This window comes from Bacillus sp. OTU2372 (assembly GCF_038440275.1).
In the GTDB taxonomy this organism is placed as follows: Bacteria; Bacillota; Bacilli; order Bacillales; family Cytobacillaceae; genus Neobacillus; species Neobacillus bataviensis_B.
Genome location: NZ_JASATK010000018.1, coordinates 102,682 through 119,312, shown reverse-complemented (window position 1 = coordinate 119,312; position 16,631 = coordinate 102,682). Strand labels below are relative to the sequence as shown.

16 protein-coding genes and 1 other annotated feature are annotated in these 16,631 nt (G+C 37.9%); all 16 genes read right to left on the bottom strand.

Annotation, left to right across the window (positions count from 1 at the left end; all coding sequences use genetic code 11):
* Positions 1-33 precede the first annotated feature (33 nt).
* Entirely contained in the window at positions 34-1,149 is a 1,116-nt protein-coding gene (locus tag AAHB15_RS22450; RefSeq protein WP_144563209.1) for a Nif3-like dinuclear metal center hexameric protein, read from the bottom strand.
* Positions 1,149-1,856, bottom strand: a complete 708-nt coding sequence (locus AAHB15_RS22445) for a tRNA (adenine(22)-N(1))-methyltransferase (protein WP_342043375.1) — start codon at positions 1,854-1,856, stop codon at positions 1,149-1,151. Before AAHB15_RS22445 ends, AAHB15_RS22450 begins: the two co-directional genes overlap by 1 nt.
* Positions 1,857-2,025: 169 nt before the next feature.
* Positions 2,026-2,388 (bottom strand): cytochrome c550, encoded by a 363-nt coding sequence (gene cccA / locus AAHB15_RS22440; RefSeq protein WP_335575825.1) that lies wholly within the window; start codon positions 2,386-2,388, stop codon positions 2,026-2,028.
* Between the two features lie 190 nt (positions 2,389-2,578).
* A complete protein-coding gene (locus AAHB15_RS22435) occupies positions 2,579-3,718 on the bottom strand; it encodes an acyl-CoA dehydrogenase family protein (RefSeq protein WP_342043374.1) in 1,140 nt (379 codons plus the stop codon).
* Positions 3,719-4,100: 382 nt separating this feature from the next.
* A complete protein-coding gene (rpoD, locus tag AAHB15_RS22430; protein ID WP_098529962.1) occupies positions 4,101-5,231 on the bottom strand; it encodes an RNA polymerase sigma factor RpoD in 1,131 nt (376 codons plus the stop codon).
* Positions 5,232-5,273: 42 nt separating this feature from the next.
* Complete coding sequence (dnaG, locus tag AAHB15_RS22425; protein WP_098529961.1) at positions 5,274-7,082, bottom strand: DNA primase; 1,809 nt, start codon at positions 7,080-7,082, stop codon at positions 5,274-5,276.
* A 543-nt stretch (positions 7,083-7,625) separates the two neighbouring features.
* Positions 7,626-8,435, bottom strand: a complete 810-nt coding sequence (locus AAHB15_RS22420) for a pyruvate, water dikinase regulatory protein (protein WP_335575307.1) — start codon at positions 8,433-8,435, stop codon at positions 7,626-7,628.
* A gap of 26 nt (positions 8,436-8,461) precedes the next feature.
* Positions 8,462-9,097, bottom strand: a complete 636-nt coding sequence (locus AAHB15_RS22415) for a helix-turn-helix transcriptional regulator (RefSeq protein WP_342043373.1) — start codon at positions 9,095-9,097, stop codon at positions 8,462-8,464.
* 123 nt (positions 9,098-9,220) lie between these two features.
* Entirely contained in the window at positions 9,221-10,603 is a 1,383-nt protein-coding gene (locus tag AAHB15_RS22410; RefSeq protein ID WP_098529958.1) for a glycine--tRNA ligase, read from the bottom strand.
* 73 nt (positions 10,604-10,676) lie between these two features.
* Positions 10,677-10,861 (bottom strand) — a binding site (T-box leader).
* Positions 10,862-10,974: 113 nt separating this feature from the next.
* Positions 10,975-11,727, bottom strand: coding sequence for a DNA repair protein RecO (gene recO, locus AAHB15_RS22405; RefSeq protein WP_342043372.1), 753 nt, complete (start codon positions 11,725-11,727; stop codon positions 10,975-10,977).
* 36 nt (positions 11,728-11,763) lie between these two features.
* On the bottom strand, positions 11,764-11,907 hold the full coding sequence (locus AAHB15_RS22400) for a YqzL family protein (RefSeq protein WP_098529956.1): 144 nt from the start codon (positions 11,905-11,907) through the stop codon (positions 11,764-11,766).
* A 157-nt stretch (positions 11,908-12,064) separates the two neighbouring features.
* A complete protein-coding gene (era, locus tag AAHB15_RS22395; protein ID WP_335575305.1) occupies positions 12,065-12,985 on the bottom strand; it encodes a GTPase Era in 921 nt (306 codons plus the stop codon).
* Entirely contained in the window at positions 12,975-13,358 is a 384-nt protein-coding gene (locus AAHB15_RS22390) for a cytidine deaminase (protein ID WP_420491225.1), read from the bottom strand. The genes era and AAHB15_RS22390 overlap by 11 nt, the downstream gene beginning before the upstream one ends.
* Before the next feature lie 235 nt (positions 13,359-13,593).
* Complete coding sequence (locus AAHB15_RS22385; protein ID WP_335575303.1) at positions 13,594-13,974, bottom strand: diacylglycerol kinase family protein; 381 nt, start codon at positions 13,972-13,974, stop codon at positions 13,594-13,596.
* Positions 13,958-14,428 carry an rRNA maturation RNase YbeY gene (ybeY, locus tag AAHB15_RS22380; RefSeq protein WP_335575302.1) on the bottom strand — a complete coding sequence of 157 codons (471 nt, stop codon included), beginning with the start codon at positions 14,426-14,428 and terminating at the stop codon, positions 13,958-13,960. The genes AAHB15_RS22385 and ybeY overlap by 17 nt, the downstream gene beginning before the upstream one ends.
* On the bottom strand, positions 14,425-16,596 hold the full coding sequence (locus AAHB15_RS22375) for an HD family phosphohydrolase (RefSeq protein WP_335575301.1): 2,172 nt from the start codon (positions 16,594-16,596) through the stop codon (positions 14,425-14,427). The genes ybeY and AAHB15_RS22375 overlap by 4 nt, the downstream gene beginning before the upstream one ends.
* Positions 16,597-16,631: the final 35 nt, after the last annotated feature.

The following is a 16,631-nucleotide window of genomic DNA, read 5'->3' as shown; positions in this document are numbered from 1 at the left end:
TCCACATAAGACCGGTTCTTTTTTAATGTGTGATTAAACAAACTGAAATGGATCTGTATTTTCTTCTGAAGGGAAAATGTCAACGTTGTAACCAGACTCTTGGCACATCTTTTGGAGTACTTTGGTCAGCCCTTTTTTCATCACTTTTTCAACATTATGTCCCGGGTCAATCATATTTAAGCCCTGCATCATCGCATCATGTGCGGTATGATAATAGATATCCCCTGTAACATACACGTCTGCCCCTTTAAACTTGGCACTCATAAAATATTTATTGCCATCACCGCCTAATACGGCAACTTTTTTTACATTGGCTGATAAATCGCCAACCACTCGTACAGTCGAAACGCCTAAGGACGACTTTACCTTTTCGGCAAATTCAGCTAATGTCATTTCTTTCACTTTTCCGATTCTGCCGAGACCGAGTGCTTCCCCTCTATTCTCTACAGGGTATACATCATAAGCTACTTCTTCATAAGGATGTGCCTTGATCATGGCGGTGATCGTTTTCTTTAAAAGTGGTTCAGGCACAATCGTTTCTAGTCTCACTTCATCCACTTCTTCTAACTGACCTGGTTTGCCCAGAAAGGGATCTGTATGTTCACCTGGTAAAAATCTACCTGTTCCATTTGCTGAAAAAGAACAATGACTGTAGTTTCCGATAAAACCTGCCCCTGCATTTCCCAGCACTTGTCTAATTTCCTCTGCATGACTAGAAGGAACAAAGACCACTAATTTCTTAAGCTTTGTATTAACAGTAGGAACCAAGACCTCTGCATCCTCAAGCCCTAAAGCTTCTGCCAAAAGGTCATTTACCCCGCCTTTAGCTACATCCAAGTTTGTATGGGCTGCATAAACAGCTATATCATGTTTTAATAACTTTTCGATCATTTTGCCCTGAGTTGTATCTGTCAACAGGTTTTTAAGTGGACGATAGATGATCGGATGATGTGCGATTATAAGCTGAACATCTTTTTCAATTGCTTCGTCAATAACCTGCTCGAGAACATCAAGAGCAATCATTACCCGTTCAACCTTTTTATTTAATCGCCCAATTTGTAAGCCGATTTTATCGCCTTCCATTGCCAATCCTTTTGGAGAAAATTGTTCAAATAGTTGGATGATTTCATGACCATTCGGATTTTTCATTATTTAAGGACCCCCTCTACAAGTTTTATTTTATCGGTCAACTCTTTTCTTTTTTCGATTGTTTCGACCGTTTCCGAAGCTCCTTCCAATGCTTTTGAAATCCGCTGCCAGTTATTCATTTCGGCTGTCCACTTCTTTTTAAAAATCTCATTCTTTTGTTTTAGTAGGAAAGGCCCTAACAAAAGCCCCTCATCTCTCTTGATCAGGTACGGCTTAAGAGGGTCTCCCCTTTCCGCTACTAGAATTTCGTAGATCTTCGAGTCTTCCTCAATAATTTCTTCTGCAATTAATTCCCAGTTGTTTGCTAAAAGCCATGTTCGAATCGAAATTGCGCTAATATTAGGCTGTAATATGAGGCGCTGCACTGAATCTAGCTTGTCTTTCCCATTGTCCAAGATACTGGAGATAAGTGCCCCACCCATCCCAGCAATGGTAATACAATCAACCTCACCAGGCTCAATAACCTCAAGCCCATCCCCCATACGAACGGCAATTGTATCTACTAGTCCTTCTGCCAAGACGTTTTTCTCAGCAGATTGAAATGGCCCTTGAGCAACTTCCCCAGCAATAGCAAACGAAATTTTTAAATTTTTAGCTAAGTAACATGGTAAATACGCATGATCGGATCCAATATCCGCCATCCGTGCCCCTTCTATTACATACTTTGCGACTGTCGTTAATCGAACTGATAACTTATCTGTATTCAAAATTCCACCACTTTTACTAAAATTTATATTATTTATTCATTGAACTTAGAGAATTGTCCAGCTACAGCTCCTAGGAAAAAAATGAACTACTTTTTTCCCTCTTCAAGGCGCTTCCGCTCTTCGTTTTAGTATAAAAAAAGTCCTTCACTTATGCAAAGGACTTCTTTTATTATTTAATTTTGGAAACCCATTCTGCCATTGCTTCAGCTTGTTCTTGAGGAACTAGACCTGACGGCATATTACCTTTACCTTTTGTAATAATGTTAACAATCTCTGCTTTAGAATACTTACTGCCAACACCTTTTAATGTAGGACCTACTACCCCTTGATACTGATCCCCGTGGCAAGCAATGCAGGTTTGCTTATAAATATCTTCTGGTTTTGTAGCTGCAACCTCTGTTGTCTCGCCGCCTTTTCCATTATCCTTTGCCATTTCTTTCATGTCTCCCAGTCCTTTAAAAGAAAGGATAAACACTAATACAATCCCAAAAACCATGACAAGAATGTAAGGAATTACCGGATTCCGTTTCATGATCTTACCTCCCTTATGTACGAACGCTTGTTAAAAATAAATAGTTTACAAACAATTACTATTTTACTTGAAAAATAACAGAAGGAAAAGCCCTAAACTTATTTTATCACTATAATCTTCATAATAATGAAAAAAGAGACAGAGAAAATAATAAATTATTTCTTCAGTCTCTCTTCACTCTATTCATTTATTAGCAGCCGATAAGACGGGATATAACGATTCTTTGTACTTCCGATGTCCCCTCGCCGATTTCTAGGAGCTTTGCGTCACGCATCATTCTTTCTACCTGATACTCCTTCATATAACCGTAACCACCATGGATTTGAACGGCTTGGTCTGTAACTTCCATACACATTTCGGATGCGTATAACTTACACATGGCAGCTTCCTTGGAAAACGGCCTCCCTTGGTCTTTTAACCAAGCCGCCTTATAGACCAGATTTCGGGCTAATTCAATTTTCATTGCCATATCGGCAAGCTTAAATTGAACAGCCTGAAAGGAGGAAATGGATTTGCCAAATTGTTTTCTTTCCTTCGCATAGGCTAATGCCCTCTCATAGGCACCTTGAGCGATACCTACAGCCATTGCACCAATCCCGATACGTCCACCATCCAACGTTATTAAAAATTGCCTAAAGCCCTCTCCACGCTTCCCCAGAAGGTGATCAACAGGTACTTTTACATTTTCTAACACCAGCTCTGTTGTATTAGAGGCATTCAAACCCATCTTTTCATAATTATCAATGATGGTAAACCCCTCAGCGTTTGTAGGAACTATAATGGCACTAATCTCCTTTTGTCCATTCTTTCCGCCAGTTACAGCTGTTAAAGCTAAATGGTGCGCATAACTGGCATTTGTAATAAAGCACTTATTTCCATTTATAATAAATTCGCCATTTTCTTCATTGGCCGATGTCCTTGTTCCCCCCGCATCTGAGCCGGCATTAGGTTCTGTTAGGCCAAATGCCCCCAATGATTCTCCTGTACAAATCGGGGTTAAATATTTAAGCTTTTGCTCCTCAGTTCCAAACAAATTGAGCGGTGCACCGCCTAGAGAAATATGAGCAGAGTAGGTTATCCCCGTCGAGCCGCATCCCCTGCTTAACTCTTCAACGACGATCGCAAAACTGATTGTATCCGCTCCGCTGCCGCCATATTTTTCCGGAAAAGGGAGACCCATCATCCCCAAATCACTTAGCTTTTTAAATATCTCTACAGGAAATCGCTTTGTACGATCGCGCTCTATGGCTCCTGGTGCCACTTCTTCATCTACAAATTGCCGGATCATTTGTTTTATCATTTGTTGTTCAGATGTTAAGTCAAAATTCATTCCCATCCCCCCAAACCACCATTGTATACGCTTTCTTTTTTATTATATAAGGAAATGTAAATAATTCATAACATTTTTAATTTTAAATATATTATATTATCGAAATATAAATAGGTGATTTTCTTTATCGTGGATGGATGGGAAGAGAATTACCAATTTACTGCTGTCTGTAAACACAATTTGAACATTTTTCTTTTTGCAAGAAAGTAAAATGACTAGAAGAAGCCACTAAAATCCCAATTGCCTATTTGCAAAATGAGAGATAATTCAGTAAAATAACAATACAGAAAGTGCTTTCATTAGTTACCTCCTATCATGTTTGGAACAAAAAAAAATAGTCTACTTCAATAAAGAAGCAAACTATTATTAGCAATACATTCCGTTATTCTAAGAAATCTTTTAAACGTTTACTGCGGCTTGGATGACGCAATTTCCGCAATGCCTTTGCTTCAATTTGACGGATACGTTCACGAGTAACACCGAATACCTTTCCTACCTCTTCAAGGGTACGGGTCCGGCCATCATCCAATCCAAAGCGCAATCTAAGAACATTTTCTTCTCGGTCAGTTAGAGTATCGAGAACATCTTCTAATTGCTCTTTTAATAATTCATAGGCAGCATGTTCTGAAGGTGATGTTGCGTCCTGGTCTTCAATAAAATCACCTAAGTGTGAATCATCTTCTTCACCAATTGGAGTCTCAAGTGATACTGGTTCTTGAGCGATTTTAAGGATTTCTCGTACCTTATCAGGAGTTAAATCCATATCTTCACCGATTTCTTCCGGTGTTGGTTCGCGGCCAAGATCTTGCAAGAGTTGACGCTGAACTCGAATTAGTTTATTAATGGTTTCCACCATATGAACGGGAATTCGTATTGTTCTTGCTTGGTCAGCAATAGCACGTGTAATGGCTTGACGAATCCACCAAGTGGCATAGGTACTAAATTTAAAGCCTTTACGATAATCAAATTTTTCAACTGCTTTAATGAGACCCATATTCCCTTCCTGGATCAAATCAAGAAACAGCATGCCACGGCCAACATACCGTTTTGCGATACTAACCACAAGCCGTAAATTGGCTTCGGCAAGACGACGTTTTGCTTCTTCGTCACCTTCCTCAATTCGGTTTGCAAGCTTGATTTCTTCTTCGGCAGATAGTAAGTCAACACGGCCAATCTCTTTCAAATACATCCGGACAGGATCATTTATCTTAACTCCAGGAGGAACACTAAGATCGTTTAAATCGAATTCTTCATCATCTTCTTTTGCCAATTTTTTAATATCTGGATCTTCCTCATCACTATCGCCTACTAGTTCAATTCCTTGCTCAGTTAAGGACTCATAAAATTCATCCATGTGCTCGGAATCCACATCAAAATTAGCCATTTTCTCAGCAATATCATCATAGGCAAGGACACCGATTTTTTTACCCAGTTCAGTTAACTGGTCTTTTACTTGTTCAAGAGTTAATTCATTTTCAACCTCTTTTGAACGGGCTGATTTTTCAGCAGCCATATGTCCCCCTCCTTCCAAAAATCAAAGACAATAAAATGGAATTTATAACAATTTACGCAAGTGATTAATTTCATTAGCAATCACTGCGGCCTTACTAAAGTCCTTTTCTCGTTCAACCTCTTTTAGTTCCACTTCTTTTTCTTTTATCTTTAACAATTTTTGATAATTCAACACCTGTTTGATATAATCAGTTAATTCCTGATCTGTTAACTCATCATTGATGGACATCATTTCAATGTCTGCAACCATTCTTCTAAGATTGTCATCTTGAATATAGGTTAAAAACGCGCTGGTGTCAGGTTCTGTGTGATCTTCAAAAAATCCTAACAGATAGGTTATTATTGCCTGATGTTCATCGGTATTAAACGTTTGTCCTGCTAGTAATTCCTGAACTTTATATACCACTTCTCGATTTTTAAGCATATGGGCGATCAAGCGCCTCTCTGCTGTAACATATTTCGGTTTCAGTTCTTCTGCGGGCTTAACAACTAACAAAGGTTTATGAGCTGGTTCTTTCAACCCATTTGATTTTCTCTTATCAGCAAAATAAATTTGCTTTTGCTGCTGCTTTAAAGCCTCTAACGAGAGGGAAAATTCCGATGCCAGCTGTCTTAAGTAATGATCCCTTTCAACAGCCTTATCGAGTTTACTTATCTCCTTGATTATCTGTTCGATGTATGCGAGCTGATCTCCTTCAAGCTGAAGATTTTTTCCTCGCCGGAAATAAAGAAATTTAAAGGCCATCCAGGTTAAACTTGCACCAATGACTTCATTGCGGAACTTATCTGTACCATTCTTTTGAATATATTCATCAGGATCCAGACCATCTGTCATCATCGCAACTTTAATTTGAAAGCCAGCTTCTTGAAGATGGTTCCCTGCCCTGTAAGCAGCTTCGATACCCGCTTTATCGGAATCATAGCAAATGGTAATCGTTTGAACATTTTGTCTTAACAGAGCAATATGCTCATCTGTTAATGCCGTTCCCATTGTGGCTATACCATTTTCTACACCAGCCCGGTCTGCAGCAATTACATCCGCAAATCCTTCAAATAAAATAGCATATTGCAGTTTTTTTATGCTTGGTTTTGCCAAGTGATAATTATATAAAATTTTACTTTTATTAAAGATTGCTGTTTCGGGACTATTTAAATATTTTGGCTCATCAGGCCCAAGTGATCTCCCAGAAAAAGCAATCGTATTACCGTGACGGTCAAAAATAGGAAACATAATCCGGTCCCTAAAACGATCGAAGTAAGTTCCATCCCGCTCTCGTTTGATAATTAAACCGGCTTTCTCCATCCATTCAGGTGAAAAATCCCTTTTAGTCAAGAACTTATACACGAAGTCCCATGAATTTAATGAATACCCAATTTGAAACTTATCAATTGATTCTTGGGTAAACCCTCTGTTCAGTAAGTACTCAAGCGCATGCTGGCCTTCTTTTGTATTTACTAAGAGATGGTGGTAAAATTTCCTTAAAAGCTCATGGGCATCCAACATCGCTTGAAGCTCTTTAGAAAGTTTTTTTCCGCCCTTTGATGAAGGTATGTTTATTCCTAAATCAATATTTACCTTCGCTGCTAGTTTAATGGCTGCCTCTTGGAATGATATTCCTTCAAGCTCCATTAAAAAAGAAAATACATTTCCCCCCGCTCCACAACCAAAACAATGAAAGATTTGTTTGTCAGGTGATACTGAAAATGATGGGGTGCTCTCTCCATGGAATGGACATAATCCGAAGTAATTTCGCCCCTGTTTTTTCAGTTGAACATAATCGCTTATTACCTCGACTATATCAACAGCCTGACGAATTTGGTCAATCTTTTCTTCGGCAATAAGGTCTGCCATGCAAACACAACTCCATTTGTACTACAGGTATTCGGCAAGCATTCATTAAATTCCTGCAAATTTCGACAAATTTTTTGTTAATTTCATCACAAATCTTGCTTGGTCCTTAAAATGATTAGTATTTGACCCTCTTTCGTATTCTCCTCTATATGTAATATTTTTCTTTCACATGATGAACGTAGGAAGCAGCAAAATAAACGTTAGCGGAATTTTAAATACGATTTCGACAATTTCATTTTGACCGGGCAAGAATCTGAATCGACAAAAATAGCCGATTTGCCTTATCCATAAGTATAAATTCTACATCACTCCGCATATTCCTTCTTAATCAGATAACTTTTATAAAAAGGATTTATGTCGAATTTTTTTTAGGGGGCTGCCTTGACATCTAACAATAAATAGTTTATTCGTTCTAATGCAACTCTAAACCTAAAAAGATATATTTTTATCACAATTTTTTATTATAGTATATTTGTTATCATTTTACCATAACTTTTTTTCGATTTTTTTAAGTTAAAAAACACATAATCAATTGACTATGTGTTAGAATCTTCCCTTTTGAATATAATTTAGTATAACATTTGCGGTCTCTTCGACTGCTTTATTGGTCACATCAATCACCGGACACTTAATTCTCTTTACAATCTTCTCAAAGAAGGTTAATTCCTCTTTAATCCGTTCAATATTAGCATAGCTTGCTTGATCGTTTAATCCTAGGGAAAGCAGCCGTTCTCTTCTAATATTATTTAACTTTTCCGGACTTATTTTCAACCCAAAGCATTTATCAATTGGAACTTTATATAGTTCTTCCGGCGGATCTACTTCCGGAACCAGTGGTACATTGGCCACCTTTAACCGTTTATGTGCCAAATACTGAGATAATGGGGTTTTAGAGGTTCTTGAAACTCCAATCAAAACGATATCAGCCTTTAAGAGCCCTCTTGGATCTCGTCCATCATCATATTTTACTGCAAATTCGATTGCCTCAACCTTTTTAAAATAATCCTCATCAAGTTTCCTTACCAAACCAGGTTCACATAATGGTGTTTTCCCGCTGAAAATTTGAATTTGATCAATAATAGGCCCGATTAAATCAACAGCTTGTATACCGTCTTCATCGGCTCTCTCCTTCAAATATGTACGCATATCTGGTTTTACAAGGGTATAAGCAATCATTCCCTTATCATGGGAAACCAGTGATAAAACCTCTTCGATATGTTCTTTATCCTCCACATAAGGAAATCTCTTTAATTTCATACCAGATCCATTGAACTGGCTAATTGCTGCTTTCGTAACTAATTCAGCTGTCTCCCCAACTGAATCAGAGACCACATAAATGATCGGCGCGCTCATTCTGCCTCATCAGCTCCATTTCCTATTTATCTTTCCTCATCAGCTAAAGCCAAAAAGGCTTTTGTAATGTTTGTTTTTGTCACTCTGCCAATAACCTCATACCCGCTCTCCGATTTCTTTACGACAGGCAAGGCATCGATTTGCTTTTCAATTAGTTTCCTGGCAACATCAATTAATAAATCTTCACGTTCACATGTTGTTATGTTCGGCATCCTGGTCATGATGATATTGACAGGGATACTGGTAAGCTCTTGTTTGCCAATACTTGCCCGCAATAAGTCTTTCCTCGACAATACCCCGACTAGATTCGAGTTTTGATCCACTACAAATAAAGTACCCACATCTTCAAGAAACATCGTACAGATCGCATCATAAACCGAAACACTTTCACCTACTACCACAGGGATAGATTGATAATCCGAGACATAAATTTTCTGCAGGTTTTCAGTCAATAGCTGAGTGCCCGACTTTCCAGTATAAAAATAGCCAACCCGCGGCCGTGCATCCAAAAAACCTGCCATTGTTAGGATTGCCAAATCAGGCCGTAGTGTAGCACGTGTTAAACTCAATTGGTCAGCAATTTGCTCACCAGTTATAGGACCATTATCTTTTACAATCTGTAATATATGTTCCTGGCGTTTAGTCAGTTCGATTGTCCTCACCACCTTAAAAATACAATAATCTCTTGCCTCGTTTGATTTAGAAATATTATATACTACTTTTCCGCTATTTTAAATAATAATGGTTAAAGATAAAAGGTGCGGACATCCGCACCTTTAGCTTACTTAAAACACCATTTTTTCTTGTAAAAAGTTTACTAATTCAGAAATAGGGAGACGGGTTTGTTCCATTGTATCTCTGTCACGCACTGTAACCATGTGGTCTTCTTTAGAGTCAAAATCATAGGTAATACAGAATGGTGTACCAATTTCATCATGGCGGCGGTAGCGTTTACCGATAGAGCCTGCTTCATCATAATCCACCGTAAAGTGTTTTGATAAATCAGCAAATACCTCTTTCGCCTCCTCAGACAGTTTTTTCGATAACGGTAATACCGCAGCTTTATATGGTGCTAATGCAGGATGGAAATGCATCACCGTTCTCGAAGTACCGTCTTCAAGCTGTTCTTCATCATAGGCATCGATTAAGAAAGCTAGAGTAACCCTGTCAGCACCAAGTGATGGTTCAATACAATATGGTACATACCTTTCATTCGTTTCCTGATCTAAATAATGGAAATCTTCACCGGAAAAATCCATATGCTGCTTTAAATCATAATCTGTTCTTGAAGCTACGCCCCACAGTTCGCCCCAGCCAAACGGAAATTTAAACTCAAAATCGGTTGTCGCATTACTATAGTGGGAAAGCTCATCTTCTGAATGGTCACGAAGCCTAATGTTTTCCTTTGTTAGACCTAGAGATAATAACCAGTTTTCAGCAAAATGCTTCCAATAATCGAACCATTTTAGCTCTTCACCCGGTTTGCAGAAAAATTCAAGCTCCATTTGTTCAAATTCTCTTGTTCGGAATGTAAAATTACCAGGGGTAATTTCATTTCGGAAACTTTTACCAATCTGTGCAATCCCAAACGGTAACTTTTTCCGCATTGTCCGTTGTACATTTTTAAAATTTACAAAAATACCTTGAGCGGTTTCCGGACGAAGGAAAATTTCATTTGTACTAGTTTCCGTTACCCCTTGGAATGTTTTAAACATTAAATTAAACTGGCGAATACCGGTAAAATCATGGCTGCCACAGTCAGGACAAGCAATGTTATGTTCCTTGATTAATTCTTCCATCTTTTCGAATGGAAGCCCGTCTACCACCATTTCTATGCCTTTTTCCTCAAGGGCATTTTCAATTAGTTTGTCAGCACGATGACGGGCCTTACAGTTTTTACAGTCAATCATTGGGTCATTAAAATTACCAATATGACCTGAGGCTTCCCAAGTTCTTGGATTCATTAAGATGCTGGCATCTAAGCCGACATTATAAGGAGACTCTTGAACAAATTTTTTCCACCAAGCCTGCTTGATATTGTTTTTAAATTCTACGCCTAATGGACCGTAATCCCAAGTATTAGCTAAACCTCCATATATCTCTGACCCTGGAAAAATAAATCCTCTGTGTTTCGCATGTGAAACGATTTGTTCCATTGTTACATTCATTGTTTTCTCGCTCCTTTTTTTAAATGGATAGTGGGAGACATAAAAAAACTCCCGTCTCTATGCTTTTAACAAGCATAGGGACGAGAGTTACCCGCGGTTCCACCCTATTTGCTGCTTTAAATGCAGCCTCCTTAAATTGTGTTTCTTCAACACGATTGCTCAGGAACGCCTTCATTAGTGCCCTATACCCTAGCTCACACCGCCCTAGGTTCGCTTTTATAGAGTTGACTAATTACTACTCTCCGTCAATGCAAATATTTTATTGAGGCTCTTTTCGTAAACTTTGTTGCTTCTGGACCTTAATAATATATGCGAAAATAGCCTTTATTAGGAAATAGTAACGAAAACTTCTAACATTGTCAACAAGGTAACTATAACAGATTACGAAAATGATCCATCGAATTAAGAAACTTCTTAGATTTAAGATGAAGACCTGAATACTCATCATAATAGGCTGTGATAATTTTTTTCAATTCAGCCTTCGTTTCGTCTTTAACTGAAATATTTCCTAAGCGGGTAAGATCAAAATAATAAAATAGCCGTAATAATTTAACAGTTGCTGGTAATAATGGAAAATGATATGGATCTTTATCCAAACAGCGATGACAGATAAATCCGCCTTCCCGAATTGAAAATGAAAAATGACCGTCAGAACTGCCACAGATAGAACATCGATCTAAAATCGGGTAGAGTCCCATTACATTTAACATCTTCATCTCGTATATATTCATGAGTATATCAGGATCAAAGCCTTCATTCATATAATTAAGTGTCTGATAAAGCAATTCAAAATGAAACGGGTTTGGTTTTTTATCCTCAGTACATCGATCTGTTAATTCAACAATATAACTGGCATAGGCTGTTAAAAAAATATCCTCTCCAATAGCGCGCAAGGAAGTGATGATTTCTCCCTGCTGCAGGCTCCCTAAACCAGAACCGGTTTGCAAGAGGAAATATCCATGTGTAAAAATCTGGGAAATAGAGGAAAGGCGGCTATTTGGCTTTTTGGCTCCACGAGCCATAACGCCAATCTTACCACCTTCTCTGGTATATATCGTTACTATCTTATTAGTTTCACCATAATCTGTGGTTCTAATGACAATGCCTTCATATTTCTGAAGCATTTTTTGTCACCTTCTAACGTAAGAGCGAAAACAAACTTATGAAACGGGAAAATCAATTTGTGCTAGATCTTCATTCTGATTTCCGGGTATTTCTTGGTTTTCCTTCTCAAGCTCCTTAAAGAGAAGATATGTGTCAATATTACCTGTCTGGAGGAATACTTTCCACGTAAAATCCATCATCGAAAACCCCACCTTTCATTATTTAGACTAGCCTAATGTTAAATCCCAAACCTTATAATTATCATAGCCTGCCTTTGCCAAAATATAAGACGAAATAATTGTTAATGTTGTCCATGCATAATCTTGTTTAATAGTTAATATTTTAGATAGGGTTTTGTTAATATTCATCCTCATTGAAGCCATAATCACGAAGCTGGGACATTTTATTACGCCAATCTTTTTGTACCTTAACCCAAAGCTCTAAAAATACTTTTGAACCAAGAAGATTTTCAATATCTACCCGGGCCCGCTTGCCAATTTCTTTGAGCATGCTCCCTTGCTTACCAATAATAATACCTTTTTGTGAATCTCTTTCAACAATAACTGTTGCCATAACATGAATAATATCCTTATTTGACTGCCGTTCCATCTTATCCAAAACAACCGCCAAAGAGTGAGGGATTTCCTCTCTTGTTAAATGAAGTGCCTTTTCCCTAATCATTTCGGTAATAATAAAACGTTCCGGATGATCAGTAACTTGGTCAGCTGGATAATATTGCGGCCCTTCAGGTAAAAAGCCTTTAATTTGCTCTAATAATCGTTCAACATTGTTCCCTTCTAATGCGGATATTGGAACGATTTCTTTAAAGTCATATTTTTCTTTATATGATTCAATAATAGGCAGCAATTTATCAGGATGTATTTGGTCAATTTTATTAATGACGAGAAAGATAGGGGTATTAACGGTTTGGAATTTTTCTAGAATAAATTCTTCCCCGCGTCCAAATCCTTCTTCGGCATTTACCATAAATAAAATTAAATCAACCTCTTTAAGTGTATTTTGTGCTACCTTCATCATAAAGTCGCCCAATTTGTGTTTTGGTTTATGGATACCTGGTGTATCAATAAAAACCATTTGCGCATCAGGAAGGGATAACACTCCTTGAATTTTGTTCCTAGTTGTCTGCGGTTTATCACTCATTATGGCAATTTTTTGACCAATCACCCGATTAAGGAAGGTTGATTTCCCTACATTCGGCCGTCCGATAATTGAAATAAATCCTGATTTGTATCCGTTTTCATTCCCTTTAGTTTGCATGTAAATCCTCCGGAGAAAAGGCACCAGGAAGTAACTCAGCTACCGTTAATTCTTTTACATCGCCTTTAAGATTGGTTAATATCACTTTCATATCACTTGGGCATAGCTCAGATATTACTTGCCTGCATGCACCACATGGGGAACAAGGGCGATCTGTATCCGCAACAACAGCCATCATTTGAAAATCTCGGTCACCTTCAGAGTAAGCCTTAAAAAGGGCCGTACGCTCGGCACAATTACACATACTATAAGCCGCATTTTCAATATTACAGCCGTGATATACTTTCCCATCTGTTGTTAACAATGCTGCTCCAACTCCAAACTTAGAGTATGGAACATATGCTTTATTTCTTGCCTTTTTTGCTTCTTCCATTAATTGTTCAATGTTCACAAAAACGTCTTCCCTTCCAGCAGGAACTGCTGTTTCTTTATTTTACCTCAAATATTAGAGAAAATCATTAGGTGTAGCGAAAAAGTAATAAAAATTTTAAAAAATTAGAATTTTCTCATAATGTAACTTGTCTTCTAAAAATAAATTATTTTAGTTATTTTACCGAAACGATCAACGTATTTCAAATTAGTTAAAATCCTGTTAATTAGTAAGCTTTCTAGAACTGCTTTAATACATAGGGCAAAAAAATGATGATGCCCACGATTACTGTTAATATCGAATAAACGAAAACAGCTCCAGCGGCAATATCTTTAGCCTGTTTTGCAAGCGGATGAAATTCTGTTGTAACCAGGTCTACTACCCGCTCAATTGCAGTATTCATTAATTCTAGGGCAAACATCCCCCCAATAGCGAAGAGTATGAAAATCCACTCTAGTTTTGATATTGAAAAATAAAAGGATAACACTAAAACGATTAGTGAGCTAATAAGATGAAATCGCATATTTCTTTCGTTTTGAGCAGCTGTCAGAATTCCTGCAACTGCATACGAAAAGGAATTTAATAAGACGAATCGTTTCCGTTTATCGTGTGAGTCCATAATCGTTCAAAATTTCCTTTTGCAATGTAAACATTTCCTTTTCATCTTCCTCTGTCATGTGGTCAAAGCCTAAAAGATGAAGGAAACCATGGACGGCTAAAAATCCTAGCTCTCGCTCGAAAGAATGGCCATATTCCTCAGCCTGCTCCTTTGTCCTTGGGATCGAGATAATAATATCGCCTAAGATTCGGGGCATATCCACTCCTGATAATTCTACCTCACCCTCTCCAAGCTCTTCCATTGCAAATGAAATGACATCCGTGGGGGTATCTTTATCGCGGTATTCACGATTAATTTCTTGAATCCTCTCATTCGAAACATAGGTTATAGATACCTCACTATGCTCTTCAATCAGCTGCTTCCTAGCAGCAAAATTAATTATTCTTTCTATTTCAAGCATTTGCTGCTCTGTCAATTCATTTGTTTCGTCCACACTATCAATGAGTAATGTCATGCTTGCTTCACCTGCTTTGTATTTGTTAATTCTGGATACTCAATTCTTGAGTGAAATATCCCCTTTAAAGTCTCACATAATGCGTGAGAGACGGTTTCAATTTCTTTCATCGTAATATCACATTCATTTAACTGTCCATCTTCTAGCCGTTCAGCCACAATTTTTCTTACAAGCGATTCGATTACTTCCGGTGTAGGCTGTGATAACGAGCGTACTGCTGCCTCTACACTATCCGCGATACCAACGATCGCAGATTCCTTTGTTTGTGCTTTAGGGCCGGGATAGCGAAATTCCTCTTCTTTACTATCCGACTCGCTCTGAAGGGCTTTATGATAAAAGAATTTTAGCAATGTTGTTCCATGATGCTGCTCTGTGATATCAATAATTTCTTTCGGCATGTGATATTTCTTTAAAATAGCCGCCCCGTCGATTACATGAGCAATAATAATGTGTGCACTTTTATCTGGCGGCAGCCGATCATGGGGATTGTCATGATTGATTTGGTTTTCGATAAAGAAGTTCGGCCTTTTGGTTTTTCCGATATCATGATAATAACTACCAACCCTTGCTAAAAGCCCATTTGCCCCAATAGCTTCGCAGGCAGATTCGGCTAAATTTGCCACCATTACGCTATGATGATAAGTTCCGGGGGCCTCCATTAGTATTTTTCTTAGGAGTGGGTGATTAGGGTTTGACAATTCAATCAGCCTTATAGAAGAAAGAATTCCAAAGCTTGCTTCAAAAAATGGTAATAACCCTACAGTCAACACAGCAGAGCTGATCCCGGATACAAGTGCTGTGATTAGATAGTAGCCGTACTCCGTTCCTGAATACTGTCCATTGGGGAGCAGCATTAACGCACCTATTGTTAACACATTAATCATCGCTGCGAAGGAACCTGATTGGAATATTTTTGAACGGCGATTTTGACTGTTTAAAAACAGAATAGCTGCAATACTGCTAAAAAGGATATAGATCCCTACTGAAAAATTAAGTGTTCCGGTAATCCCCTCATTAAAAAGGATACTCCCGCATACAGCCAAAAGGATAGACATAAAAATAGCCAGCTTTTCATCAATTAATATTTTAATTAACATTCCACTCATTGCAGCCGGAAAAATATAACCGATGCCCTCAAAGCTAAAAACTTGCAGGATACTAATGAATTTCATGATAAAAATCGAGAGAATAAAAATAATCCCATACAATAATAAGGCGGTTTGGCGCTTCTCCGGGAGTGATTTCATTTGATGAAAATAGTAATAAATAGCTGATAGGCTTATGGTAATTAACACGATTAAACCAATAAGCGGCTTATATGAATGGTTATTGTTTATGAGACCTACCAATTTTAATTGCCGAAATATATCCTGATTAATTAATTCCCCTTCTTCAGCAATAATTTGTCCCTGAAGGATTTTTACAGGCTCAACCTTTTCTGCGGCCTGTTGTCTGAGTTCCTCTGTTGCATTAGGGTCATAAAACTCATTTTGAATGACAGCATATCTCCCTAATTCAATAGCAGCTAATTTTAATTCATCATTTAAGGTGGTGTACTTTAATTCTTCTTCTACCCTTTTCTTAGCATTTTCCACCTCATCAGCAGAAATTCTTTTGGTCATCACATTACTGATTGCCGTAACAGTTAAATCTTTCGCAATAGCTAGTTCATCATTATCAGCATGAATTAAGGCAGTAAAAACTTGATTAGAAAGATCCTTCGAAACACTTGAAGTCAATTTTGCTTTTAGCTGTGACTCTTTATCGGAATCACTTGGTTCCTTTATCGTTTCTTCTGAAGCTTTTTCTTCCTGCTTTCTCTTATCTTCCTCAATTTCATTATTAACCTCTATCGCTGATTGAAAAATAGAAGATATTAAATCAACTCGATTTTGTGTATATTCATTTTTCAAAGCGTATACAGGCTGTACCTGATTAATAGCCTCTTTCCGTTTGTTTTCGGTACTTTCCTTGTCTTCTACTGTTGCGGGAGAACGAATGGTATTTTCTGCTACGGAGAACAAGCTTAGCTCAAGTTTTTCTGGTTTAACGTTGTTGTAGATCGCCCCAACCAAAATTATCCCTAGCACAATAAAAAATAAAATTCGAAAAAAAGTAATATCAAGTAATTTTCGTATCCGTATGAAGTTCTGCTGTAGTTTATCCAACTAAATCCCCCCAACCACGGCCCTATTCATCATTG